The organism is Acidobacteriota bacterium, assembly GCA_026707545.1.
Taxonomy (GTDB): Bacteria; Acidobacteriota; Thermoanaerobaculia; order Multivoradales; family Multivoraceae; genus Multivorans.
On record JAPOWR010000002.1, the window covers coordinates 99,503 to 124,104 of the forward strand.

22 protein-coding genes and 2 tRNA genes are annotated in these 24,602 nt (G+C 68.7%); 18 read left to right on the forward strand and 6 right to left on the reverse strand.

Annotated features, from left to right (window positions below; all coding sequences use genetic code 11):
* Positions 1–2 precede the first annotated feature (2 nt).
* Positions 3–761, forward strand: coding sequence for a nickel pincer cofactor biosynthesis protein LarB (larB, locus tag OXG83_12585; protein MCY3965869.1), 759 nt, complete (start codon positions 3–5; stop codon positions 759–761).
* Here the strand turns inward: larB and queA are convergent.
* The 4 genes from queA to OXG83_12605 are packed head-to-tail and all read right to left on the reverse strand — an operon-like array spanning position 725 to position 5,379.
* Positions 725–1,738 (reverse strand): tRNA preQ1(34) S-adenosylmethionine ribosyltransferase-isomerase QueA, encoded by a 1,014-nt coding sequence (queA, locus tag OXG83_12590; protein ID MCY3965870.1) that lies wholly within the window; start codon positions 1,736–1,738, stop codon positions 725–727. The genes larB and queA overlap by 37 nt on opposite strands.
* A 12-nt stretch (positions 1,739–1,750) precedes the next feature.
* The gene (locus tag OXG83_12595; protein ID MCY3965871.1) at positions 1,751–2,794 is read right to left on the reverse strand and encodes an ABC transporter permease; all 1,044 of its coding nucleotides are present in this window, start codon (positions 2,792–2,794) and stop codon (positions 1,751–1,753) included.
* Complete coding sequence (locus OXG83_12600) at positions 2,791–3,756, reverse strand: ABC transporter permease (protein MCY3965872.1); 966 nt, start codon at positions 3,754–3,756, stop codon at positions 2,791–2,793. Before OXG83_12600 ends, OXG83_12595 begins: the two co-directional genes overlap by 4 nt.
* 18 nt (positions 3,757–3,774) lie before the next feature.
* Positions 3,775–5,379, reverse strand: a complete 1,605-nt coding sequence (locus OXG83_12605; protein MCY3965873.1) for an ABC transporter substrate-binding protein — start codon at positions 5,377–5,379, stop codon at positions 3,775–3,777.
* Positions 5,380–5,406: 27 nt separating this feature from the next.
* On the opposite strand from OXG83_12605, the gene OXG83_12610 reads away from it, so the two are divergent.
* The 17 genes from OXG83_12610 to OXG83_12690 all read left to right on the forward strand — a co-directional run bounded on the left by OXG83_12610 (position 5,407) and on the right by OXG83_12690 (position 21,479).
* Positions 5,407–6,747 (forward strand): HAMP domain-containing sensor histidine kinase, encoded by a 1,341-nt coding sequence (locus OXG83_12610; GenBank protein ID MCY3965874.1) that lies wholly within the window; start codon positions 5,407–5,409, stop codon positions 6,745–6,747.
* A gap of 150 nt (positions 6,748–6,897) precedes the next feature.
* Complete coding sequence (gene rplU / locus OXG83_12615; protein MCY3965875.1) at positions 6,898–7,227, forward strand: 50S ribosomal protein L21; 330 nt, start codon at positions 6,898–6,900, stop codon at positions 7,225–7,227.
* 23 nt (positions 7,228–7,250) lie between these two features.
* Positions 7,251–7,508, forward strand: a complete 258-nt coding sequence (gene rpmA, locus OXG83_12620) for a 50S ribosomal protein L27 (protein MCY3965876.1) — start codon at positions 7,251–7,253, stop codon at positions 7,506–7,508.
* Between the two features lie 71 nt (positions 7,509–7,579).
* On the forward strand, positions 7,580–8,635 hold the full coding sequence (gene obgE, locus OXG83_12625) for a GTPase ObgE (GenBank protein ID MCY3965877.1): 1,056 nt from the start codon (positions 7,580–7,582) through the stop codon (positions 8,633–8,635).
* Positions 8,632–9,240 carry a nicotinate (nicotinamide) nucleotide adenylyltransferase gene (gene nadD, locus OXG83_12630; GenBank protein ID MCY3965878.1) on the forward strand — a complete coding sequence of 203 codons (609 nt, stop codon included), beginning with the start codon at positions 8,632–8,634 and terminating at the stop codon, positions 9,238–9,240. The genes obgE and nadD overlap by 4 nt, the downstream gene beginning before the upstream one ends.
* Entirely contained in the window at positions 9,237–9,653 is a 417-nt protein-coding gene (rsfS, locus tag OXG83_12635) for a ribosome silencing factor (GenBank protein MCY3965879.1), read from the forward strand. The genes nadD and rsfS overlap by 4 nt, the downstream gene beginning before the upstream one ends.
* Before the next feature lie 12 nt (positions 9,654–9,665).
* On the forward strand, positions 9,666–9,908 hold the full coding sequence (thiS, locus tag OXG83_12640) for a sulfur carrier protein ThiS (protein ID MCY3965880.1): 243 nt from the start codon (positions 9,666–9,668) through the stop codon (positions 9,906–9,908).
* 57 nt (positions 9,909–9,965) lie between these two features.
* Positions 9,966–10,041: transfer RNA gene (locus tag OXG83_12645), tRNA-Lys, on the forward strand.
* A 46-nt stretch (positions 10,042–10,087) separates the two neighbouring features.
* A tRNA-Leu gene (locus OXG83_12650) sits at positions 10,088–10,169 on the forward strand.
* Positions 10,170–10,226: 57 nt separating this feature from the next.
* The gene (gene tig, locus OXG83_12655; GenBank protein ID MCY3965881.1) at positions 10,227–11,582 is read left to right on the forward strand and encodes a trigger factor; all 1,356 of its coding nucleotides are present in this window, start codon (positions 10,227–10,229) and stop codon (positions 11,580–11,582) included.
* 4 nt (positions 11,583–11,586) lie between these two features.
* Positions 11,587–12,177 carry an ATP-dependent Clp protease proteolytic subunit gene (locus OXG83_12660; protein ID MCY3965882.1) on the forward strand — a complete coding sequence of 197 codons (591 nt, stop codon included), beginning with the start codon at positions 11,587–11,589 and terminating at the stop codon, positions 12,175–12,177.
* A gap of 136 nt (positions 12,178–12,313) precedes the next feature.
* A complete protein-coding gene (clpX, locus tag OXG83_12665) occupies positions 12,314–13,549 on the forward strand; it encodes an ATP-dependent Clp protease ATP-binding subunit ClpX (GenBank protein MCY3965883.1) in 1,236 nt (411 codons plus the stop codon).
* A gap of 2 nt (positions 13,550–13,551) precedes the next feature.
* Positions 13,552–16,032, forward strand: coding sequence for an endopeptidase La (gene lon, locus OXG83_12670; GenBank protein MCY3965884.1), 2,481 nt, complete (start codon positions 13,552–13,554; stop codon positions 16,030–16,032).
* Between the two features lie 19 nt (positions 16,033–16,051).
* Positions 16,052–16,669 (forward strand): ribosome biogenesis GTP-binding protein YihA/YsxC, encoded by a 618-nt coding sequence (gene yihA, locus OXG83_12675; GenBank protein MCY3965885.1) that lies wholly within the window; start codon positions 16,052–16,054, stop codon positions 16,667–16,669.
* A 4-nt stretch (positions 16,670–16,673) separates the two neighbouring features.
* Positions 16,674–18,017 carry a transcription termination factor Rho gene (rho, locus tag OXG83_12680; protein ID MCY3965886.1) on the forward strand — a complete coding sequence of 448 codons (1,344 nt, stop codon included), beginning with the start codon at positions 16,674–16,676 and terminating at the stop codon, positions 18,015–18,017.
* A 23-nt stretch (positions 18,018–18,040) separates the two neighbouring features.
* Positions 18,041–19,324, forward strand: coding sequence for a DUF362 domain-containing protein (locus OXG83_12685; GenBank protein ID MCY3965887.1), 1,284 nt, complete (start codon positions 18,041–18,043; stop codon positions 19,322–19,324).
* Between the two features lie 16 nt (positions 19,325–19,340).
* Positions 19,341–21,479: an O-antigen ligase family protein gene (locus tag OXG83_12690; protein ID MCY3965888.1), complete on the forward strand. Its 2,139-nt coding sequence runs from the start codon at positions 19,341–19,343 to the stop codon at positions 21,477–21,479.
* Positions 21,480–21,555: 76 nt separating this feature from the next.
* Here OXG83_12690 and OXG83_12695 read toward each other — a convergent pair whose 3' ends face one another.
* Together OXG83_12695 and OXG83_12700 are read right to left on the reverse strand one after the other, a co-directional pair.
* Positions 21,556–22,197 (reverse strand): GGDEF domain-containing protein, encoded by a 642-nt coding sequence (locus tag OXG83_12695; GenBank protein MCY3965889.1) that lies wholly within the window; start codon positions 22,195–22,197, stop codon positions 21,556–21,558.
* Positions 22,184–24,508 (reverse strand): molybdopterin-dependent oxidoreductase, encoded by a 2,325-nt coding sequence (locus tag OXG83_12700; protein ID MCY3965890.1) that lies wholly within the window; start codon positions 24,506–24,508, stop codon positions 22,184–22,186. The genes OXG83_12695 and OXG83_12700 overlap by 14 nt, the downstream gene beginning before the upstream one ends.
* Positions 24,509–24,602: the final 94 nt, after the last annotated feature.

Consider the following 24,602-nt stretch of genomic DNA (forward strand, 5'->3'; position numbering starts at 1 on the left):
CGATGCGGCGGGAAGAGCTTCTCGAACTGCTCCGGGGCGTGGCCTCCGGCAAGGTCTCGCCGGAAGACGCGCACGAGCGGGTGGCCCGCCTGCCGTACGTCGACCTGGGCGCGGCCCGGCTCGACCTGTTCAGGGAACTCCGTAGCGGGCTGCCCGAAGTGGTCTTCGGCGAGGGCAAGAGCGAGGAAGAACTGGTCCGGATCGTCGAGTTGATGGTGGAGCACTCGGGCCGTGCGCTCGTCACACGGATCGGGGCTTCGGCCGCCGAACATTTGAGCGCGGCGGTCACGGACGGTTGCTACGAGGCCCGGGCCCGGGTGTGGACCGCGGGCCGGTTCTCGCCCGCTTCGGGCCGGCGGATCGCGGTGGTCAGCGCGGGCACGTCGGACTTCCCGGTGTCGGAGGAGGCGGCCGTGTGCGCCGGCTGGCTGGGTCACGAGGTAGTCCGCATCCGGGACGTGGGCGTCGCCGGCATCCAGCGTCTGCTCGACGCGGTGGACGAACTCCGCCGCGCGGATGTCGCTGTCGTCGTAGCCGGTATGGACGGCGCTTTGCCGACCGTGGTGGCGGGTCTGGTGCCCTGCCCGGTGGTTGCGGTGCCGACCAGCGTCGGCTACGGCGCCAGCTTCGAGGGGATCGGGCCGCTGCTCACCATGCTCACGGCGTGCGCCCCGGGGATTGCGGTGGTCAACATCGACAACGGCTTCGGCGCCGCGGCCCTGGCTCACCGCATCCTGTCCACCAGCATCGCGTCGCCGTAGGAGTAGAAGCGGAACCCGGCGGCGACGGCCTGTCGGTAGGCGTCGAGGACGCGCTTGTGGCCGGCGAAGGCGCAGACCAGCATGAGCAGGGTCGAGCGCGGGAGATGGAAGTTGGTGATCAGGCGGTCCGTGGCGCGGAACTCGTGGCCGGGACGGATGAAGAGTTCCGTGCGGCCGGTGCCGGCTTCGATCAGCCCGCCGTCTGAGGCCACCGTCTCCAGGGTGCGAACGACCGTGGTGCCGACCGCGACGACCCTGCCCCCACGGCGCCGCGTGTCGGCTACTGCTTTGGCGGTGGGGGCCGGGACGTCGAACAGCTCGGAGTCCATGACGTGGGTCTTCGGATCGTCCGTCTTCACCGGCCTGAAGGTGCCGGGGCCGACGTGGAGCGTGATGCTGGCCAGTCTGACTCCGCGGTGTTCCAGCGCCTTGAGGATGGCCGGGGTGAAGTGGAGGCCCGCGGTGGGGGCGGCGACGGCCCCCGGTTGTTTCGCGTAGACCGTCTGGTAGCGGTCGCGGTCCTCGGACGTCGGCGGCCGTTCGATGTACGGCGGCAGCGGCACCTCGCCGATCGCCTCGAGCCGGGGGTGCAGGGGCTCGTCGAAGCGGAGTCGGAAACGGCCGCCGCCGCGTTCTTCGACGCGGGCCGCCGGCCCGCCGTCCAGGAAGAGGCGGGCCCCCGGAACCATCCTGCGTCCGGGACGCAGCAGGCACCACCATTCGGCTGGCGCCGCGCGCTCGACGAGCAGGATCTCGACCCGGCCGCCGGTTGGGCGCCGGGCCTGGAGCCGAGCGGGAATGACCCGGGTGTCGTTGACGACGAGCAGGTCGCCTGGATCGAGGAGGGCGGGCAGGTCGCTGAAGCGTCGCTCGGCGGTGCTGTGGCTCACCACGAGCAGGCGGCTCCCACCCCGCGTCCCGGGGTGCTGGGCGATCGCTTCCGGCGGCAGGTGATAGTCGAAGTCCGAGGTCCTCACCGCGCCGGCGCTTCAGGTTTGACCCAGCCAGGTACGGATCGCCCAGGGAGAGCGTGTGCGGGCAGGACGGTCCTTGCCAGCACGAAGGCCTGCGAGACGGTCGCTCAGCCCGTCCGCCAGGAGGCTCGAACCGATCACGGCCGCGGCGACCATCAGGCCGGGAAACGCGGCGATCCACCAGGCCGTCGTCAGGTGACTCTGTCCATCGGCGATCATCGAGCCCCAACTGGCCTGAGGCGGCTGAACGCCCAGTCCCAGGAAGGAGAGCGCCGCCTCGACCAGGATGCTGCCTCCCACCCGCAGGCTGGCGTCGATGAGAAGCGGCGTCGTCGCGTTCGGCAGCAGGTGGCGCACGAGAACGCCGGCCGGCGAGCGCCCGGCCGCCGCCGCCGCGAGGGCGAATGGCTCCTGCTTCAGTCGCAGGATCTCCGCGCGCACCAGGCGCGCGAGTCCCATCCAGCCGGTGCCGCCGATGAGTACGACCAGGAGCCAGGTATCGGGCCGGTAGAGCGCCGCCAGCAGCAGCACGAGCGCCAGGTGGGGGAAGCAGAGCAGCCCGTCCACGGTACGCATCAGGAGCTGGTCGACGAACCGGCCGCCAGTGGCGGCCAGAGAGCCGACGGCGGTGCCGGCGGTCAGCGCCAGGGCGGCGGCGAGAAGACCGATGGTCAGTGAGATCCGCGCGCCGTAAAGCAGCCGCGAGAGGAGGTCGCGGCCGAGCGTGTCGGTGCCGAGCCAGGCTCGGCGACGCTCGGTGACGCCGCGCTCGCCGTAGTTGGTGACCGAGCCGAGCGGCACGCGCAGTGAACCCGCGCGCCGGAGGAGGACCAGATCGTCGCCGTCGACGCTCACCCGTTCCGCGAGTCGCGGTTCGGCACCCTCCGTGCGCACGACGACCAGGGCCGACAGCGGCGGCCGCCGGCTCGATTCGGCGGCGTCGAGCTGCTCCGTCGGATCGTACGGGGCGAGAAGGGGTGCCGCGACCGCGAGGACGGCCAGGCAGGCGAGGATCCAGGCGCCCGCGCGGGCTGGTCGCGGAAGAGAGGAACGCCTCATTCGGCCTGGATCCTCGGGTCGAGGCGGACCAGGAGCAGGTCCGCGGCAAGAGACGCGGCGATGACGAGAGCCGCGCCGTAGGCAGTGGCGGCGAGCACGACGGGCACGTCACCGGCCTGGATCGCCCGCAGCGTGGTCGACCCCAGACCCGGCCAGACGAACACCGCTTCGGCGACGATCGCGCCGGAGAGCAGAAGGGGCGCCGAAACGGCGGCCATCTGCAGCAGTCTGGGAGCGGCGTGAGCGAGACCGTGAACGAGCAGGATGCGGGTCCAGGGCAGGCCGCGGGCCTTGGCCGCCCGCCCGGCGTCGGTCGTCTGGAACTCGATCAGCGAGCTACGGGTGTAGCGGGCGATGTCGCCCGCCATGGACAGGCCGAGGACCAGGGCGGGAAGCCAGAGGTGGGCCAGCACGTCGAGCACGGCTGCCAGCGGTCCGAACTCGTACGCGGCGGCGGAGGTCATGCCCCCGGTCGGCGCCAGACCGAGGCCGACGCCCACGATGAGCACGGCCATCAGACCGACCCAGAAGGTCGGCAACGCGTACACGAGAAGGCTCGCCGCCCGCACACCGAGATCGAGCCAGGAGTTCGGGCGGCGGGCCGCGATCAGGCCGAGGCCGATCCCGAACAAGTACTGGGCGAACAGGGCCGCGCCGGCAAGCAGCAGGGTGGGAGGCAGGGCTTCGAACAGGAGATCCGAGACGGGCCGGCCGGTCTGGTAGGACTGGCCCCAGTCCCAGGACAGCAGCACCGCGCCGAGCCAGCGCAGGTACTGCGCCGGTAGCGGCTGGTCGAGTCCGTAGAGCGCCCGCAGTCGCTCGGCGTGCTCGGCGGGGATCCGGGGGTCGTTGGGCGACAGGGGATCACCGGGCGCACCGGCGACCGCGGCGAACGTCAGAGTGAGAACGATCAGGAAGAGGACGGCAGCGGCCGCCAGCCGGCGCAGAACGAGGCGGATCACGGGGCCACGGGCTGCGCCCTAGCGCCAGGCCCATTCCTTCAGGTTGGCGAGCGGGCTCACGGCGTTGGGCGCGACTGATTCGAGTTCGTCGTTGAAGGCGGCCAGGCTCACCGGCTCCCACAGGACGAGCATCGGTTGATCGTCGCGCAGGATGCGCTGCAGCCGGTGGAGATCCTCTCTGCCGCCGAGTGGATCGGTTCGGGTGGCGAAGCTCTCGATCAGCCGGTCGGCTTCCGGGTTGGCGTACCCGGCGAAGTTGTAGCCGCCTACCTCTTCGCTATGGAAGAGGGGCCGGAAGTCGAGGCTCGTGTCGATCGCGATCGCGATGGCGGCGGCGTCGAAGTCCTGCTCGGGTAATCGCTGGTTCAGGGCGTTCGGCTCCACTCTGCGCGGCTGGGCGTCGATGCCGACCGCGCGCAGGTCGGCCTGGATCATCTGCATCGCATCCCAGCGCGCGCCGGCGCCGGTGTTCGTCGCCAGTTCGAAACGGAACGGTCGGCCTCCGCGCTCGATGATGCCGTCGCCGTCGGCGTCCATCCAGCCGGCCTCGCGAAGCGTCGCACGGGCTGCCTCGGGATCGTGCGGCCAGGGTTCCAGGTCAGGATCGTGCGCCCAGACACCGGAGATGACGGGGCTCCGGCCGACCCTCGCATAGCCGTGCCAGATCGTGTCCACGATCGCCTGCCGGTCGATCGCCAGCGCCAGAGAGCGCCGCGTCGCCGCGTCCGCGAACCACGGCCGGGTCGTGTTCCAGACCACGAAGCTGAACTGGCGGTTGCTGTAGGCGATCAGGCGGAGACCGGGCTGGCCGTCGATCCGGCTTGCGTCCGTGGCTCCGATCCCGGTGGCGACGTCCAGTTCACCGGCGAGGAGCCGGTTGGTCAGAGCGGTGCTGTCCGGTGTGTTGCGCAGGATGACCCGCTCGAGCCGGGGCAGATCCGTCTCGAAGTGGTCGGGGTTGCGCCCGAGGACGAGTTCGCTGCCGGGTGTTCGGCTCTCGAGCCGGAAGGGACCGCTGGTGACCAGGCGGTCGAAGAACCAGTCCGGGTCACCGCGCCATTCGGCGAACGGCCGCGCTTCCCAGGCGTGCCGGGGGAGGATCGCGCCGGTCGACACGTCCGCGAGCACGGTCGGCAGGGCGGCGTCGAAGTGGAAGCGGACGGTATGCGGGTCCAGGACCTCGACATCGACGGTCGCCTCGTGGACATAGGAGGAGCCCCAGGCGACCTCGCTGTCGGTGTGGGCCAGCCAGGTGAAGCGGACGTCCTCGGCGGTCACCGGTTCGCCGTCGCTCCATTTTGCGTCGGAGCGCAGCCGGACGGTCAACTGCAGGCGATCCTCCGAGAACTCCCAGTCCTCCGCCAGACCGGGCGCCCAGACCGGTGGGCCTTCGCGGAAGTCCCCCTGCTCCTGCATGAGCGACAGGAACATCTGGTCGTTGATCGCCGCGTAGGCCAGTGTCGGCGGGCCGATCAGCTCGTTTGGCGTCGGATAGTCGAACCGCAGCCCCACGGTCAGGCGGGTGGTGTCCCGGGGAGCGTCGGGGCCGCAACCCCAGCCGACGACGGCGGTCAACCCGGCAACAGCCAATCGCCGCATCAAAGGCACGGAATCATCGTACACCCCACGTCTCTTGTAGCGTTCAGGAGGATGTGGGACTGGCTCGGCAGCGATTCGAGGCAGCGGCGACGCCGGATTTGGGCGGTGATCGTGGGCGTCTTCGTGGTCGCTGATCTCAGCCTGTTCGGCTGGCTGATCTTCCGGTCCCTGTCGCAGCGGGAGCTGGACCGGATCGTGCTCGAAGCGCGGGCCGAAGCCGAGGAACTGGCCGAGGGGATCGCCGGCCGGGTGGAGGCCACGGGGCGCGACCTGTACACGGCGATGGCCACCGCGTCCGAGACGCGCAGCTACATCAACAGGGTTCTGGTGCAGCGCGACATTGTCGAGACCGTGGAGGTCCGCGATACGGATGGCCGACTCGTGTTCCGTGATCGCCGCGAGGAGACGCAGACGGCCCCTGGAGAGCGACCGAATCTGGAGTCGCCGGATCTGGTGGCTGACACGTTCACGCGTGAGGTGCCCTACTATCGGGTGGACGTGCCGGTGGGCAGCATCGGTACGTTCGTGATCGGCATCTCTCGCGCCGAGATCGAGCAGCGGCTGGCCGTCCTGAGGCGGGACCTGCTGCGGCAGGCGGCGATCATCGCGGCGCTCACGGTGGCCCTGTTCGTCGCCGGCTACGTGATCTACAGCCGCCTCTCGCGTCAGGCTGCGGTCGCCGAGCGCCAGGCGCGGGAGGCGGAGCAGATGGCCTACGTCGGCACCCTGGCCTCCGGCCTCGCTCACGAGATCCGCAGTCCCCTGAACTCCCTGAACCTCAACATGCAGATGCTCCATGAGGAGATGTCGGAAGGGGACCCGGGCGCGGCGACGTCTTCACAGCGGCTGGTGGCGATCACCCGCTCGGAGGTCGGCCGCCTGGAGCGTCTGGTCTCGGACTTCCTCAGCTACGCACGTCCGGCCGACCTCGACCTCGAGGAGACGACCGCGGCCGAGTTGCTCCGCCACCTGAGCGAGGTGGTCGCCGGCAAGTTGCATGCCCGGCAGGTAGCTTCGGCGATCGAGGACCGCACCCGCGACGTCACGTTCCAGGTCGACCGCGAGCAGGTGAACCAGCTGCTCCTCAACCTGGTCGACAACGCCGTGGCGGCGATGAGCGACTGCGACGATCCGCGGCTCCAGCTGGAGGCGGAGATCCGGGATGGATCGGTGGTGCTGGCGGTGGGCGACAATGGTCCCGGCGTGGACGCGGCGGAACGCGAGCGCGTCTTCGATCTGTTCCATTCTGGACGCCGCGGCGGGACCGGTCTGGGTCTCGCGATCGTCCGCCGGATCGCCAGCGCGCACGGCGGCGAGGCGCGGGTTCGGGACGACGGGCGTGCCGGCGCCACGTTCGAGGTCGAGCTTCCGCTCAAGCGTGCTCCTCGTTGACCGCGCAGCCGCGCCGGTGCTACTGTCGGCGGCCGAATGCCGTCCGGCGGCGTTCGGCGCGGAGGCGCAGGTTTGCTCCGCGCGGGGAGATGACAGCTAGGGCGAACGACGTTCGGCGGCCGAACAGATCGGCGCCGCAGAGAGACAATCATGTACGCAGTGATAGAGACCGGCGGCAGGCAGGTCCGCGTCGCGGAGGGCGACCTCGTCGACCTCGAGCGTGTAGCCGGCGCCGCGGTCGGCTCGGAAGTCGTCTTCGACCGCGTGTTGATGATCGGCGGTGGAGAGGGCGAGACGGAAGTTGGCGGCCCCGTCGTCGAAGGGGCGCGCGTACGGGCACAGCTCGTGTCCGATCTGCGAGGGCCCAAGATCATCGTCTTCAAGTTCAAGCGCCGCAAGGGCTACCGGCGTCGTCAGGGTCACCGGCAGGACATGCAGCGCTTTCGGATCGAGGCGATCGAACGGGCGGCCGGGGCATAGGACCGCACTGGAGGGCGATAGAGATGGCGCACAAGAAGGGTCAGGGCTCGAGCCGCAACGGGCGGGATTCGAATCCCAAGAACCTCGGCGTGAAGCGCTACTCCGGTCAGAGCGTGACCGGTGGCACGATCATCGTGCGTCAGCGAGGCACCCGGTTCTTCCCCGGGGAGAACGTGGGTCGAGGAAACGACGACACGCTCTACGCGCGGGCCGACGGTGTGGTCGAGTTCCGCAACCGGGGCCGGCGGGGCACGCTGGTCAGCGTCCATCCGGCCGGCTAGGAGTTGGAGCCGGGCCAGGGAGCCTGTGAGGCGGCCGGCGGTTCTGTGGGGCCGTCCCGCGAGAGCGGCTGATGCACTTCATCGACGAGGCCGTCATCGATGTCCTCGCGGGTGCGGGCGGTGACGGCTGCATGGCGTTCCGGCGCGAGAAGTTCGTGCCTCGGGGTGGCCCGTCCGGCGGCGACGGCGGTGACGGCGGCAGTGTCGTCCTGGTGGGCGCCGGTGGCCTCGGCACCCTGTACCGCCTCACGTTTCCGGCCAACTACCACGCGGAACGGGGCAGGCATGGGGAGGGCTCGAACCGTACCGGCAGGAGCGGAGGCGACCTGCTCATTCCGGTACCGCTCGGCACCGAGGTCTACGATGCGAACAGCGGCGAGGCGCTGGGTGAGGTGCTGGTGGAAGAAGAGCGTCTGATCGTCGCGCGGGGCGGCGCGGGGGGCCGCGGCAACGCGAGGTTCAAGAGCGCCCGGCAACGGGCACCGAGGCGCACGGAGCCGGGAACGCCGGGTGAACAGCGGCGCCTCCGCCTGGAACTCAAACTGCTCGCCGACGTCGGTGTCGTGGGTTTGCCGAATGCCGGAAAATCGACGCTGATCAGCAGGCTCACCGCCGCCAGGCCGAAGATCGCCGACTATCCGTTCACCACCCTGGTGCCCCAGCTCGGAGTCGTGGGGGCGCCGGCGCTACCGGTGGAAGCCGAGCCCTTCGTGATCGCCGACCTTCCGGGGCTGATCGCCGGGGCCGCCCGGGGCGCCGGACTCGGAACGCGCTTCCTCCGCCACGTCGAGCGCTGCCGCGTGCTGCTTCATCTGGTCGATCTCGGGCCGCAAGCGGAGGAAGCCGGGAGTTCGGTCGAGGAGGCCGTGGACACGATCAGCGCCGAGCTGGGCGCCTTCAACGAGGATCTCCTGCGCCGGCCTAGGATTCTTTGCGGCTCGAAGCTGGACATCGCCGCCGACGGCCGCCGTCGCGAACTCCAGGAGGTGGCCGCGAGGCAGGGAGTGCGGGCGTTCGAGATCTCGGCCGTGGCGGGGACGGGTCTCGTGCCCCTCGTTCGGGAACTTCGGAGCCTTCTCGACACCCGCGGCTCGGCCGCGCAAGTGGCTGCGGGAGCTCCGCCATGAGGGGGCCCGGAGGGCGGATCGGGCTCTTCGGCGGCAGTTTCGATCCGATCCACAACGGCCACATTCTGCCGGTGCTTGCGGCTCACAGAGAACTGGGACTCGACGTTGTCCACTACCTGCCGACCGCCTGCCCGCCGCACAAGCCGCAGGGCACGAGGGCCCCGGCTCTGGTGCGGAACACGATGGTCGAGTTGGCCCTGCTGCCCTACCCGGAACTCATCGTGTCGGATGCCGAACTCGACCTGGGACGATCCGTGTACACGATCGAGACGGTGGAGCGCTACGCTGCCGAGTTCCCGGATGCCAGCCTCCATCTGCTGCTGGGCGTCGACAGCTTCAACGAACTGCCCGGCTGGCGGCGCTTTGGCGACCTGATCGAGGCGGTGAAGCTGGTCGTACTTGCACGTCCGGGGGAACGTGGCCTGGACCCTCAGGTGCGCGCGTCGGTGGAGAGCGCCCGGGGCTACGTACTGATCCGGCACCGCTCGGTGGATGTCTCGTCGAGCGACATTCGGCGTCGTCTGGCAGGGGGTGCGGACGTCAGCGGGGATTTGATGCCGGACCCGGTGCTGCGCTACTGTCGCAAGTACGGATTGTATCGTTGACGCAACTGCAGACGCTCCAGGCCCAGGCGGGCACGACCAGCCACGACCCCGAAGGGGCCACCGACACCGAGGACCGTGTCCGGGCGGCGACTGCGGCCGCGCTGGATCGCAAGGCGCAGGATCTGCGGGTGCTGGAACTGACCGAGGTCAGCGACTTCACCGACTACTTCGTCATCTGCAACGGCGCCAACGCCCGCCAGGTGAGCAGCATCGCGGAAGCCGTGGAGCGCAGGCTGCGCACCGCTGGCGCGCGGCCGCTCCATCTCGAGGGTGCGGGCCGGGGACAGTGGGTGCTGCTCGACTACGGTGACGTGGTCGTCCACGTATTCGACGCCGAGCGGCGTGAGCTCTACCGGCTGGAACGGCTCTGGTCCGACGCGCCGGACCGGACGGCGGAGCTCGTGCCGGCCTGAAGACGACGCTCCATGGATTCCGTGCTGCGACTCCGGGTGAACGGCCAGGAGCGGGAACTGGTTTCCTCGGGCTCAGGTGCCACCGTGCTTGATCTGCTTGCGAGCCTGGATCAGCACCCGAAGACGGTGGCGGTCGAGCTGAACCGTGAACTCGTACCCCGCGCCCGCTTCGGCGAAACGGCGCTCCGGGACGGGGATCGCGTCGAGATCGTTCGCTTCGTTCAAGGTGGTTCGGGGGCGGGCGATCGGGTATAGTCCCGCGCTGCCGTCGGCGCCGGAGGAACCGGCCGCCCTGGAGACGGTACGGAGGCGGGGCCGCTAGCTCAATTGGCAGAGCAACAGACTCTTAATCTGTGGGTTCTAGGTTCGATTCCTAGGCGGCTCACCACATCCCACCCGTGGCGGCTGAAGGTCCTGCACCGCTGAGGCGCGACGCGAAAGTGGCGGAACTGGTAGACGCGCTAGACTTAGGATCTAGTCCCGAAAGGGTTGGGGGTTCGAGTCCCCCCTTTCGCACGTCTGGCACCTCCCTTACTCGCACTACCGGAATCGCCTGAGTTCTCCCGTTCGGCCATGACTGTAGTGGTCAAGAAGAGGGAGATCGGCCTCTGCCGGCAGGAAATCGTCATCGAGGTTCCTGCCGAGGAAGTGGACGCCGAGTACCTGCGCGTGGCCAGGGACTACCGTCGGCGGGCCCGTCTCGACGGCTTTCGCAAGGGCAAGGCGCCGCTCGACCTGATCCGCCAGCGGTTCGCGGAAGCGATCGGCGAGGACGTGTCGGAGCGGCTGGCGCCGAGATACTGGACGCTGGCGCGCGAAGAAGAAGACGTCCGCGCCATGCTGCCGCCCAGTGTCGGACCGGTCGAGGTGGTTCCCGGCCAGCCGTTGCGCTTCACGGTCACGGTCGATGTCGAGCCCGAGGTCGAAATCGGCGACGACCGGAGCTTCGAGTTGCCCCAGCCCGAAACGCTTCCGACCGAAGCGGAAGTGGACGAGGTGCTGGAGCAGGTCCGGCTGGAGCGTTCGACCTGGGTCCCTGTCGACCGCGCCGCGGCCCGCGGTGACCGCGTGCGCGGAAAGGTCCATCGCGCCGCGATGCCGGGGTACGACGAGCAGGCGGCCGGCGAGGGAGACGACAACGATGACGACAATCGCGGCCCGGCCAGCCACGACATCGACCTGGAGTTGGGCGACGAGCGGGTCTGGCCGGAACTCACCGACAACCTGACCGGACTCTCGGCCGGTCAGACAGCCACGTTCGAGCGCGTGGAGCAGGAGGACAACATCGAGCGGCAACGCCGCTACGACGTGGAAGTCCATGAGGTGCTCGAGCGGAAGCTGCCCGACGTCGACGACGACTGGGCCGGCGGTCTCGCCGCGAGCATCGGGAGTGTCGACGATCTGCGGGAGAACCTCCGCTCCCAGGTGGAGGCGCGCAAGATCGAGGCGGCCCGCCAGCAGCGCACGGATGCTCTGCTCGACCAGTTGCGCGAGCGGTACCCGGTCGATCTCCCGGAGGCGGTGGTGGAGCGCGAGGCCTTGCAGATGGCGCGGTCCTATGCGAACAACCTTGCCCGGCAGGGCGTGGATCTCGAGCAACAGCAGTTGCCCTGGGAACAGATGATGGAGGAGATCCGTCCGCAGGCGGGAAAGCGGGCGCATGCCTCCTTCCTCCTCGACCGGATCGCTCGGGAGGACGGGATCGAACCGACCCCGCAGGATCTCGAGCGTGCGCTGGAAGTCATGGCGCGGGCCCGCAACACGCATCGGGGACGACTGCGGCGCGAACTGGAGCGGGACGGCGGCCTGGAGATGCTGAAGATCGAACTCAGGCGAGACAGGACGGTGCAGGCTCTTCTGGAGGTCGATGCGCCGACCGATCAATCGGCCGGCGCCAGGGAAGAACCTGCCGCCGAAGAAGAGGGCTAGGGCGATGCTGGTACCGATGGTGGTCGAGCAGACCAACCGGGGAGAACGCGCTTACGACATCTACTCGCGGTTGCTCAAGGACAACATCGTGTTCCTTGGCCGGGCGATCGACGACGACGTGGCGAATCTGGTCATCGCCCAGATGCTGTTTCTCGAGTCCGAGAACCCGGAGAAGGACATTTCGCTCTACATCAACTCGCCGGGCGGCTCGGTGACCGCCGGGTTCGCCATCTACGACACGATGCAGCATGTGAAGCCGGACGTCTCGACCCTCTGCGTCGGTCAGGCCGCGTCCTTTGCGGCAGTGCTTCTGGCGGGGGGCGCCAGGGAAAAGCGGCTCGTGCTGCCCAACGCGCGCGTGCTGATTCACCAACCCTGGGTGCAGGCTCTGGGAGGTCAGCAGACGGACATCGACATCCACGCGCAGGACCTGCTGCGAATGCGTGGCCGGATCGACGAACTGCTTGCGTTGCACACCGGGAAGTCGACGGAAGAAGTCCACGCCGACACCGAACGGGACAAGATTCTGACCGCCGAGATGGCGGTGGAGTACGGCCTCGCCGATCGCGTCGTGGAGCGTCGCGGCGCCCGGTAGCCGCCGCCGAGCGGGCGCACCGATGGCAGGTCGCGGCCCCGAGCCGTGCTACCATCCGTAGGTGCCCGCGGCCTGTTGTGGTCGTCGCAGGCAGACTGGACGAAGCGCACGAAAGCAAGCAGGAACGAGCCGACGGATGCCGAAGAAGGACAGCGGAGACGACGCCCTCAGGTGCTCTTTCTGTAGCAAGAGCCAGCGCGAAGTCAAGAAGCTCATTGCCGGTCCGACGGTCTTCATCTGCGATGAGTGCGTCGACATCTGCCTCGACATCATTGCCGAGGACCGGATGCTGGAGCAGCGCCAGGAAGCGGCCCTGCCCAAGCCTCAGGAACTGAAGAAGCTGCTCGACGACTACGTGATCGGGCAGGAGCAGGCGAAGAAGAAGCTCGCCGTCGCGGTCTACAACCACTACAAGCGGATCGACTTCGGCGACCGGGCGAGGACCGACGTCGAACTGCAGAAGTCGAACATCCTGCTGATCGGCCCCACGGGCACGGGCAAGACGCTCCTGGCGCAGACCCTGGCGCGGCTGCTCAGCGTCCCCTTCACGATCGCGGATGCGACCACGCTGACCGAGGCCGGCTACGTCGGTGAGGACGTCGAGAACATCATCCTGAAGCTCTACCAGGCCTCAGGGAGCGACAAGGAGAAGACCCAGCGCGGGATCGTCTACATCGACGAGGTGGACAAGATCTGCCGCAAGGGCGACAACCCGTCGATCACCAGGGACGTGTCGGGCGAAGGGGTGCAGCAGGCGTTGCTCAAGATCCTCGAGGGCACGCAGTGCAACGTGCCGCCCCAGGGCGGCCGCAAGCACCCGCACCAGGAGTTCCTGCAGATCGACACGACCAACATCCTCTTCATCTGTGGAGGCGCGTTCGTCGGCCTCGAGGAGCGCATCGAGCGGCGCATGAACGAGAAGACGATGGGCTTCGGCGCCGACATCAAGAACCGCGACAAGCGGGCGGGCGAGATGCTCCGGCACGTGCTGCCCGAGGATCTGATCAAGTACGGCCTGATTCCCGAGTTCGTGGGCCGCCTGCCGGTCGTCGCCACGCTGGAGCAGCTCGACGAGGACGCCCTCGTCCGGATCCTGACCGAGCCCAAGAACTCCCTGGTCCGGCAGTACGAAGCGATGTTCGAGTTCGAGGACGTGAAGCTCACGTTCACGGCCGAGGCGCTGCGGGCGGTGGCACGGCAGGCCATGAAGCGCAATGTCGGAGCCCGGGGCCTCAGGATCATCCTCGAGGAACTGATGCTGGAACTGATGTACGGCCTGCCGTCCGAAGCCGGCGTCAAGGAGTGCGTCATCAACGAGGATGTGGTGATGAAGGGCATTCAGCCGCTGACCGTCTACGAGAAGGCGGTCTAGCGATGGCTTCCGGATACGTTTCGACGTCCAGCGAGCGGCTGCCGGTTGTGCCGCTCAGGGACATGGTCGTGTTCCCCCAGATGATGGCCCCCTTCATCGTCGGGCGTCGCGGCTCGGTGCTGGCGCTGGAGCAGACGCTGCGCACCGCCGGCAAGCTGATCTTCCTGGTCGCCCAGCGGGATCCCAAGGTGGATGATCCCGGCATCGACGACATCCATCCGATCGGGGTCGTCGCGCGGGTCGTTCAGAACGTCAAGTTGCCGAACGGCAACGTGAAGGTCATGGTCGAAGGCCTGCGCCGGGCGGAGCTGCGGACCCTGGAGGAAAAGGACGGCGCCTTCGAGGCCGAGGTCGAGGTCTACGAGATCCACTACCCGGCCGACGACAAGGTCCAGGTCTACATGAGCCGGCTGCTCAACAGCTTCGAGCAGTACGCCAAGATGTCCCACCACCTGGCCTTCGAGAGCCTGATGTCGACGCTGAAGCTCGACGATCCCGACCGCTTCGCCGACGCGCTGGCCGCGCACCTGACCGTCTCCACCGCCGAGAAGCAGACTCTGCTCGAGACGCTGAATCCGTACGAACGCCTGCAGGCGGTGCACGACCTGCTCGATGTCGAGGTCGAGAAGATCAACATCGACAAGCGGATCAACGTGCAGGTCAAGAAGCAGATGGAGAAGGCGCAGAAGGAGTACTACCTCAACGAGAAGATCAAGGCGATCCACCACGAGCTCGGGCGCAAGGACGATCGCGCCGACGAGATCGCCGAGCTGAAGGAGAAGATCGAGAAGTCCGGCGCTCCGAAGCTGGTGCGCGAGAAGGCCTCGCAGGAGCTGCGGCGTCTGGAGGCCATGCCGCCGGTGTCGGCCGAGGCGACCGTGTCGCGCAACTACGTCGACTGGCTGGTCTCGGTGCCGTGGAAGAAGCGGAGCCGCGAACTGAAGGATCTGAAGAAGGCCGCCACGATCCTGGACCAGGGTCACTACGGGCTGGAAAAGGTCAAGGAGCGGGTGCTTGAGTTCCTGGCCGTTCGCCAACTGACGAACAAGAACCAGACCTCGATCATCTGCTTCGTCGGCCCGCCGGGCGTGGGCAAGTCGTCGCTGGCCAAATCGATTGCCGCGGCCACGGGCCGCAAGTTCGTGCGCCTTTCCCTGGGCGGCGTGCGGGACGAGGCCGAAATCCGCGGGCACCGGCGCACGTACATCGGCGCCTTCCCGGGCCAGATCATCCAGATGATGAAGCGGGCGGGGACGGTCAACCCCGTGTTCCTGCTCGACGAGGTGGACAAGATGTCCATGGACTTCCGCGGCGACCCGTCGTCGGCCCTGCTGGAAGTGCTCGATCCAGAGCAGAACGACACGTTCGTCGACCACTACATGGACATCGAGTACGACCTCTCGAAGGTCATGTTCATCGCCACGGCGAACGTCGAGCATCCGATCCCGCCGGCACTGAAGGACCGGATGGAGATCATTCAGCTAGCCGGTTACACGCCGAACGAGAAGCTCGAGATCGCGCGCCAGTTCCTGGTGCCGCGGCAGTTGGACAGCCACGGCCTGACCGCCGACGAGATCCGGTTCAGTGACGACAGTCTCGGCTTCCTGATGGACTCCTACACCCGCGAGGCGGGTGTTCGCAACCTGGAGCGCGAGATCGCCGCCGTCTGCCGCAAACTGGCCCGACGGCTCGTCGAGGAAGGCCGCGCCAAGAAGGTGAAGGCGAAACAGAAGGGCAAGGGGAAGCAGAAGGCCAAGGCGAAGGCCGCGGACGCGGAGCCGGCGATCGCCGTCGATGCGAGCCTGGTCGCGGAGCTTCTCGGCAAGCCGAAGTTCCGGCCCCGCAAGAAGCTCGACGAGTCGGAAGTCGGCGTTGCCACGGGGCTGGCCTGGACTCAGGCCGGGGGTGAACTGCTGGAGAGCGAAGTCGGCCTGATGAAGGGAACGGGCAAGCTGATCCTGACCGGCAAGCTCGGCGACGTGATGAAGGAATCGGCGCGGGCCGCGATGTCCTATCTTCGTAGCCGCTCGGACGTCTTCGGGCTGGAACCGGGGTTCCACGCGGACCGTGATCTGCACATCCACGTACCCGAAGGGGCGATCCCCAAGGACGGTCCGTCGGCCGGCATCACGATGGCTTCGGCGCTGATCTCGGCTCTGCTCGAGGTGCCGGTGCGCGGCGACGTGGCGATGACCGGCGAGATCACCCTGCGGGGGAAGGTGCTGCCGGTGGGCGGGATCAAGGACAAGGTGCTGGCGGCATACCGTGCCGGGATCTTCGAGATTCTGCTGCCGAAGGAGAACGACAAGGACCTCGAGGAAGTGCCCGAGGAGGTCCGGAACGAGATGACCTTCCATCTCGTCGAGTCGATGGACGAGGTGCTGGAAGCCGTCTTCGACGGCCCTGTCCGCCGGGTGCCGGAGGTACCGGCCGACTTCCAGAAGCCGGCGGATGAGGCGCCGCCGGCGAACGTCGCCCACTGAAGCCGGGAGGAACAGGACCGTGAAGGTCCGCAGCGCGCGCTTCGTCGTTTCGGCCGTGCGGGCCGCCGACCTGCCCAGGGACGGTTTCCCTCAGATCGTCTTCGCCGGGCGGTCGAACGTCGGCAAGTCAAGCCTGATCAACCGGATGCTCGGGCGCAAGGACCTTGCGCGCACGAGTTCCAAGCCGGGGCGTACGAGGACGGTCAACTTCTTCCTGATCGACGAGTCGTGGTACGTGGTCGATCTGCCGGGCTACGGCTACGCGCGGGTTTCGAAGCGTGAGCGGGAGGCCTGGGGCCGGAGCGTGGAACGGTATCTACGGTCGGCTGCCGGTCTGGCCAGGGTGGTTCTGCTGGTGGATGGTAAGGTCGCCGGGACACCACTCGACTCCGAAGCGTACGCGTACCTTCGCAGTCTGAAGTTCGATCCCGTGGTCGCGGTGACCAAGATCGACCGCATTGGGCGCGGGGCTCGGGCGCGAACCCTTGCCGAGGTTGCAGAGCTGTTGGGAATGCCGTCCGCGGCGGCGCTGTTTCCCGTGTCGTCTCGAACTGGTGAGGGCGTGGCGCGGCTGCTCGGAGTGTTGCTGAACCCGGAGTTCAGCCCTGGTGGCACACCACAGAACCCAAGGACCTGAGAAGATGACGACGAACGGAGCCCGGGAAGCGACGAGTAGTGGTGGCGGCGCGCGGGCGGCTGTCAGCGCCGACCTGGCCTTCGACCTGAAGGCCCTCAAGGAGCTGAGCAACCGCGACCTTCTGAAGCTGGCGCGCGAGCTGGATGTGGTCGGGGCCGCCGGCCTGGCCAGGCAGGAGTTGAGCTTCAAGATCCTGGAGGCGCAGACGGAGAAGAGCGGGCTGCTCTTCGGCGAGGGCGTTCTCGAGTGCCTGAGCGACGGCTACGGGTTCCTGCGAGCCCCGGAGTACAGCTACCTGCCGGGACCGGATGACATCTACGTCTCCCGCAGCCAGATCCGGCGTTTCGACCTGCGCACCGGAGACACGGTTTCGGGGCAGGTGCGCCAGCCGAAGAACAAGGGCGAGCGCTACCTGGCCCTGATCAAGCTGGAGGCGGTGAACTTCGAGCACCCGGACGCGGTGCGCCAGAAGATCTTCTTCGACAACCTGACGCCCCTCTACCCGGAGGAGCGTCTGCGGCTCGAGGTGGAAGGCGACCTGTCGTCCCGGGTGACGGATCTGGTGGCGCCGATGGGCAAGGGCCAACGCGCCCTGATCGTGGCGCCGCCGCGGACCGGCAAGACGATGCTGCTGCAGTCCCTGGCGCGCTCGATCGCGACCAACCACCCGGAAGTCGTGCTGGTCGTCCTGCTGATCGACGAGCGGCCCGAGGAAGTGACGGACATGGAGCGTTCGGTGCGCGGCGAGGTCGTGTCGTCCACCTTCGACGAGCCCGCTTCGCGCCACACCCAGGTCGCCGAGATGGTGATCGAGAAGGCGAAGCGGCTGGTCGAGTACGGCAAGGACGTGGTCATCCTGCTCGACTCGATCACCCGACTGGCGCGCGCCTACAACACGGTGCAGCCACCGTCGGGCAAGGTGCTGTCGGGCGGCATCGACGCGAACGCGCTGCAGCGGCCGAAGCGGTTCTTCGGGGCCGCCCGGAACATCGAGGGCGGCGGCTCGCTGACGATCGTCGCGACCGCGTTGATCGACACCGGCAGCCGGATGGACGACGTGATCTTCGAAGAGTTCAAGGGCACCGGCAACTCCGAACTGCACCTGGACCGGAAACTGGTCGACAAGCGGATTTTCCCGGCCATCGACATCGACAAGTCGGGCACACGCAAGGAGGAGCTGCTCCTGTCGCCGGATGAACTGCAGCGGGTCTGGGTGCTGCGCAAGGTGCTGAACCCGTTACCGGTGGTCGAGAGCATGGAGGTCCTCCAGGAACGGCTCAAGAACACGCCCTCGAATGCCGATTTCCTGGCCGCCATGTCCAGGGGTGCCCGGGGAGCTCCGAACTGAGTTCGGCGCCCCGCCGGTCCCGCGTGGCCGTCCTGCCGACCGCGCCGTCGTCGGTGCTGGCGGACTACCACGAGCTACTGAACCTCGCGGGCTATCGCGAGGTCGTCGACCCTTACGTCGACACGGCGCTCAAGATCAACATCTCCTGGCACTTCTTCTATCCCGGCAGCTCCACGACGCCGTGGCAGCTGGAAGGGGTTGTGCGGGCGATGAAGAAGGACGGCTACGACCCGGATCTCATCCACGGCTGCCACAACCGGACCGTCGTGATCGACGCCCGATTGGGCGAACGGGAGAACAAGCAGATCGACGTCATCCGGGCCCACGGCCTGCGCAACATCCACCTCTACGAAGAGGGTGAGGAATGGCTGGACGTACGGGACGCCGTCGGCGACCTGACCGAGCGCTTCCTGTGCCTGAACGACGTGTACCCGCAGGGGTTCCACATTCCGGCGCGGTTCGTGGGCGAGAACATCATCCACCTGCCGACGGTCAAGACGCACGTCTTCACCACGACGACGGGCGCCATGAAGAACGCCTTCGGCGGCCTGCTGAACGAGCGCCGGCACTGGACTCATCCCGTGATCCACGAGACCCTGGTCGACCTGCTGATGATCCAGCAGCACATCCACCGGGGCGTGTTCGCGGCCATGGACGGGACGTTTACCGGCGACGGCCCGGGCCCGCGCTGCATGATCCCCCGCATCGGCAACGTCGTCCTTGCCAGCGCCGATCAGGTGGCCATCGATGCGGTGGCGGCGAAGCTGATGGGCTTCGATCCGCTGCGGATCCGCTACATCCGGCTGGCCCACGATCTGGGTCTGGGTTGCGGCGACCCGCGCGAGATCGAAGTCGTGGGCGATCCCGCGGTCGCGGACAGGAACTGGGGATTCGTGGGGCCCTTCCGCAAGATGACGTTCGCGGCAAGGATGCAGCACAAGATCTACTGGGGTCCCCTGCGGCGTCCGATCGAGTGGTCGCTGCGCACCTTTCTCGCGCCCTGGGCCTATCTGGCGAGCGTTCTGTACCACGACTCGTTCTGGTATCCGTACAAGGCGAAGAAGCAGATGGCCGAGGTCCTGGCGAGTCCCTGGGGCCGCCTGTTCGCCGGCTGGGAAAGGGCGAAGGCCGACGGGCGTGGCTACCCAAGGATCGAAGACCGGCCGGCCGCCGTCTTCCGCACCGGTTGGCGCGCTTTTGTGACGTCGCTCGGCGTTCTCTGGACCTGCCTGCGCGAGGCTCCTGAGGTGGCGGTGCGTCTGACAAGGCGTTCGGGCAGTACGGGCGTTCGCGGCTCGGGGTCCTGAGCCGGCGCGTCGCGTGATGGCCGAACGGCCCTGGAGGGACCGCGGCGCCGGGTCGATCGTCACGCTGGCCCTGGCCGCCGTCGTCTTCTACGCCGGTACCTTCCATCTCGGCGCGTCCGCCACAGCCCGGATCACCGCCTCGGCTCTGCTCCTGCTCCTCGCGTGCTGGGGAGCAACGGAGTTCCGTGACCCTCTCGGCTTGGCAACCGTTCGGGCGCCCTGGTGGCCGGCGCTGCCGGCGGCGCTCTGGCTTTCGGTTCTGGCCAGTTGGCTGTTGTCGCCGGTCGGACGCGCCGGAGAGTCGATCGTCGTCTTCCTGCTGCCCGCGGCCTGGGCGGCGGCGGGCATCGGCCGTCTGCTGCACCGGCCGGAAGCGCGGCGATGGGCTCTTGCAGGCTGCGCGGCGGTTGGCCTGGCCGCGTCGATCTGGGCCCTGATCCAGCAGCCCCTGCACGACCAGGGCCGGGCCGCGCTGCCGATCGGCCACCACAACCAGTTGGCCCTCCTGCTCGTTGCGCTGCTGCCGTCGGCCATCCTCGGGACGTGGCGCGTGCCATGGCCCGGCGGCGGCCGGCCGCGGCTTGTGGCGGCCGTCCTCGTGGGTGGGACCCTGCTCTGGACTCTGAGCGCGACGGGCTCCATGTCGGGCCTGCTTGCGCTGGCGCTTCAGGTCCTCGCGGTGGCGGGGTGGACCGCGTGGCGCCTGGCTACCCCGAGGTGGTTGGCGGGAGTTGGCACCCTGCTGGCTCTTGTGATCGCGCTGGCCCTCGTCGCGGCCTGGGCGGCTCCCCGGCACGAAGTCCCAGGCCCGGTCGAGCGCCTCGGAGCGGTGGTCCGCCTCGAGGATCCGTCATTGCTGTCGCGCCGAACCTACGCGGTTGCGGCGATGGACGGCTTCGCCGAGCGGCCCATCCTCGGATGGGGTCCCGGCTCGTCGAACTGGACACTCGCCAGTCACTGGCGGCCGGCCCCGGGCGTTCACCCACCCGGCGAGGTGATCACCGATGCGCACAGCCTGCTGGCGCAGGCGCCGTACGAGCTGGGGGCGCTCGGTTCGCTGCTGCTGCTCGGCGTGATCGTGCGCTACGGCCAGCGCCACCTGCGCGAACTCGTGCGGTCGGCGCGGCGGTCCGCGGGGTCCATCGGCGATCCGGAGCTTCTGGCGGCGGCGATGCTCGGTCTACTGGGTACGGGGATCTGCCTGGTGTTCGGCGTCTTTGCCGGTGTGCTGGCGGTGCCTGCGGCGCTGATTCTGAATCTGGGTCTGGCTTCGGCGGCGCGTGATGCCGGGACGGGAGCCGAGGGCATGCCCTCGGGCTGGCCGTGGCCCCGGGCCCGGGTTCTCGTGTTCCTGTGGTTGGCCGCCGCGCTTGGGTGGTCGCTGGAGCGGGCCTGGGCGGCGAGAGCCTACGAACGCGCGATCGGAGCGGCAGGCTCCTCGGGCGGCGTGGTGGCCGAGGCCGCAGCAGGCGATCCGTCGACCCTCCGCCTTCAGGAGGCGGTAGCGGCGGATCCTCGGTTTCCCCTCTACCGCGTGCGCCTGGATCCATGGGCGGCGGCCACGGCCGCCGACGGGCTGGCGCCGCTCTGGCTGCTGGCCGGCACAGTCGACGGCGAGGACCTGGAGCGGAGACGGGAAGCGTTGGAGCGGGCCTGCGATCTCGATCCGCTGGCCGCGCTCGCGCCGTTCGAGCTGATGCGCCTGGAGCGCGGGGCGGGGAGTGCCGCCGGGGAGCCGCGAGTGGCCGAGCGGGCCGCGCGGGCGATCCTCGCCGAGCCGTTGCTTCTGGCCGCCGTCGCCTTCGAGGGAGACCCCGATCTGCGGGCCGAGGTCCATCGCGGGATCAGGGCCTGGCCGGGCCTGCCGCCGGGCTGGTCCGAGTCGTTCGAGGAGCTATGGCTTCTGTTGGACTGGTCGAACGGCGCCGAGGGTCCGTCGCGTGACGTGCTTTCCATCGACGCGGACCGCCGCGCAGCGGTCTCGTTCAGCCTGTTCGCCTTCCGTCGGCCGCCGTGGCCGCTCTCGATCGGCGCCGTGCCGCTCCGGAGCCATCGCCTGGAGACGATCACCGCCCATGATCTACCTGCCGTGACCAGATTGCCGCAGACGGCGCCGGAGCCCTTCTGGATCGGACGCTGCGGGGTGGGCGAGTAGCGGCGGGTATCAGCCACAGGCCCGTGACGGGCGCATGGACTGGTTCTCGTGTCGCGCCGATGCTGCTAGCCGGGGTTCAGGCGACGCCGGTTGCTTCGGCGCCGGCAGCCGCCACCTGATTACGGCCGGCGCGCTTGACCTGGTACATCGCATTGTCGGCCGACTGCAACAGGCGGGTCACCGCCCGTTCCCGGGCCGCTGTCTCGCCGTGGCCTCCAGCAGGCCCGGGCCGCGACGAGGCGGCTCCGATCGAGCAGGTGACATGGACCAGCGGGCGACGGCGGGGCGGCTCGCCGCCGGCCAGGATGGTGGCGGCCAGGGTGGCCCGGAGGCTCTCAGCATGGCGAAGGGACCGATCCAGGTCGGCGCCGGGAAGGACGACCACGAACTCGTCGCCGCCGTAGCGGGCGGCGAAGCCCCCGGCCTGCCGAGCGGCATCGCCTATGAGTCGGCCGACCTGGCTCAGGATGCGGCTACCGGTCACGTGGCCGTGCCGGTCGTTTACGCGCTTGAAGTGGTCCAGGTCGATGAACAGCAGACCGATGCGGTCGCCGCCGCGTTCCGTCGCCGCGATGGCGTCGGTGAGCGCGCCGTGCAACGCGCGGTCGTCGAGCAGGCCGGTCAGGCTGTCGCGGCGCGCGTCGTCGGCGCCCCGCATGTCAGTGACTTCGCGGAGAGCGGCGGCGGCCCGTGCTGCGAGTTCGTCAGGGGCCGTCATCGGCGATTCGTTCCAGGCGAGCCGGAACACTCTTGTGCCACGGCGTGCCGGCGATGGGATCGCGGGCCGAGGTGCTGGTCAGTTCGTTCGGCGGTACGCCGTCAAGCGTGCGCCGTCCCCCTTCGTCGGGGTAGTCGAGCCCGAGGCCGTTCGGAAGCGAGATGTGCCCGTCCTGCATGCGGCCGCTGATCGTGGCGAGGACCTGGGTGGAGCCCTGCGAAGTCACCAGCCGGACCCGGTCGCCGTCCGCGATCTCGAGTGCCGCCGCGTCGTTGGGCGAGAGGGCGAGCGCTTCCTCGAGGGCTCTCCGGCGCCACAGGGGATCGCGGTAGATCGTGTTCGCCGTGTAGGAGCGCCGCTCGCCGGCGGACAGCACGAGCGGGAACGCCTCGCTGGTGATGGCGGGGCCGTCGGTGGCGGCAAGACCATCGACCGCGTCGAACAGCTCCGGAATCGCGAGCTGGAGCCGACCGGTCGCCGTTTGGACGCGTTCCCAACTGACCTCGGGCGGGTCGACGGAGAACACGAGGCCCTGAGGGCTGTCGATGATGGCGTCGAACAGGGCGTCGCCCAGTTCATGGTCGTCGCCTTCGATGCCGGCTCGCCGCACGGAGTCGGCGAAGCGACGAGCGCAGATCTGGGCAGCGCTCCACAGGGCAGCCCCGGACCTGGCGCTCTCGGGCAGGGTCTCGCCCAGGGTCCGGTAGAGGAGGGCGGGCGCTGTTCCGGCGAGTTCGGGTTTCTCCCGCATGGCCGCCTTGAACGTCTCCCCGAACCTGGCTCGTCCACCCTCGCGCAGAGCGGCGCGGAGCTTCTCGATCTGCCCGGCCGAGAAGCCGCCGAGAGCCTCGGTGAGCCGGCAGTGGATCTCCGGCTCCGGCAGCGGCCCCGCCTTGTCCGTTGCGGGCGGCGGCAGCAGAGCCCGTCGCAGGAAGAAGGCGTTCTCCGGGAACTCGAAGTTGAAGAACACCGCCTCCGCCTTCTCGTACTGCGTGGTCGCCGGCAGCACGTAGTCGGCGAGCCTGGCGGTCTCGGTCATCGCGACATCGATCACGACGACGCACTCGAGCGCCCGCAGAGCCGCGCGCATCTTTCGGCTCTCGGCCAGCGAGTGGACCGGGTTGGCGCTCTCGATGAGCATGGCCCGGAAGCGCTTCGGGTGATTCGTGAGGATCTCGTCGGCGATCCGGTTGCAGGGCACGAGCCCCGCGATCACAGGCGCTCCGGTCACCGGGGTCGTTCGCGGGCCGGATGAGCGTGCCGCGGTGATCGGCACGAGCGTGGTGGAGACGTTGTGCGCCCCCTCCTTGCCGAAGTTCCCGGTCAGCATCCAGAGCAGGCGCTGGAGGTAGCTCACCAGGGTCGAGTTGCGGTTCATCTGGACGCCGAGATCCTCGAAGACGGAGACGCTCGACGCCCTGGCGATGCGGCGCACGGCTTCGCGCACGAGGTCTTCGGGGACGCCGCAGGCGGAGCACGCGGCGCGGATGTCGACCTGTTCGAGATGGGGGCGTACTTCCTCGAAACCGTCCGTGCACCGGGCGACGAAGTCGCTGTCTTCAAGGCCTTCCTCGAGCAGGACGCCGAGCATCGCCGCAAGCAGCCAGGCGTCGGTGCCCGGCTTCACCTGGAGGAAGATGTCGGCCAGGTCCGCGGTCTCGGAGCGCCGGACGTCAATGACGATCAGGCAGCGTTCCGGGTCCTTCGCGAGTTCGCGCAGCGTGACCCGGGCGCGTGGTATGCCGTGCGACTGCCACGGGTTCTTGCCCAGGAAGACACCGACTTCACAGCGGTGAAAGTCGCCGCGCGAGTGAGCGCCGACCATCTGGCCGGCGACCCACATCTCGCCCGTCTTCTCCTGGGCCAGTGCGTTCGAGCGGTACACGGAGCCGAGAGTGCGCAGGGTGGAGCGGGCGTAGAACCCGGGAAGGTGATTCCCCTGGCCACCGCCTCCGTAGTAGAAGATCGACTCGCCGCCGAAGTGCTCCCGCACTTCGGAGAGGCGGGCCGCGATTCCGCTGATCGCGGTGTCCCAGTCGACTTCCTCGAAGCTGCCGTCGGCTCGCCGGCGCATCGGCGACAACAGGCGGTCGCGGCTGTTCTGGTAGTGGTTCAGACGTCCCGCCTTCTGGCAGACATAGCCCTTGGAAACGGGGTTTGCCCGATCACCCCGTATGCGAGCGAACTGCCGTCCGTCGTCCCCGCCCAACTGCACCTCGATGCCGCAGTTGGACTCGCAGAGGATGCACGCGGTCGGTTCCCACGGAGAGGAATCCGCGGGGCGTTTCCGGAGGTCTTCTCCTGACTTCATGCCGGCTCCTGTTCTCCCATCGGACACCAGGGGCGCAGACGGGTCGCGGCGCCGAGCTTAGCCGTCCGGCCGCCCGAGGGGCTGCTACCGTGCA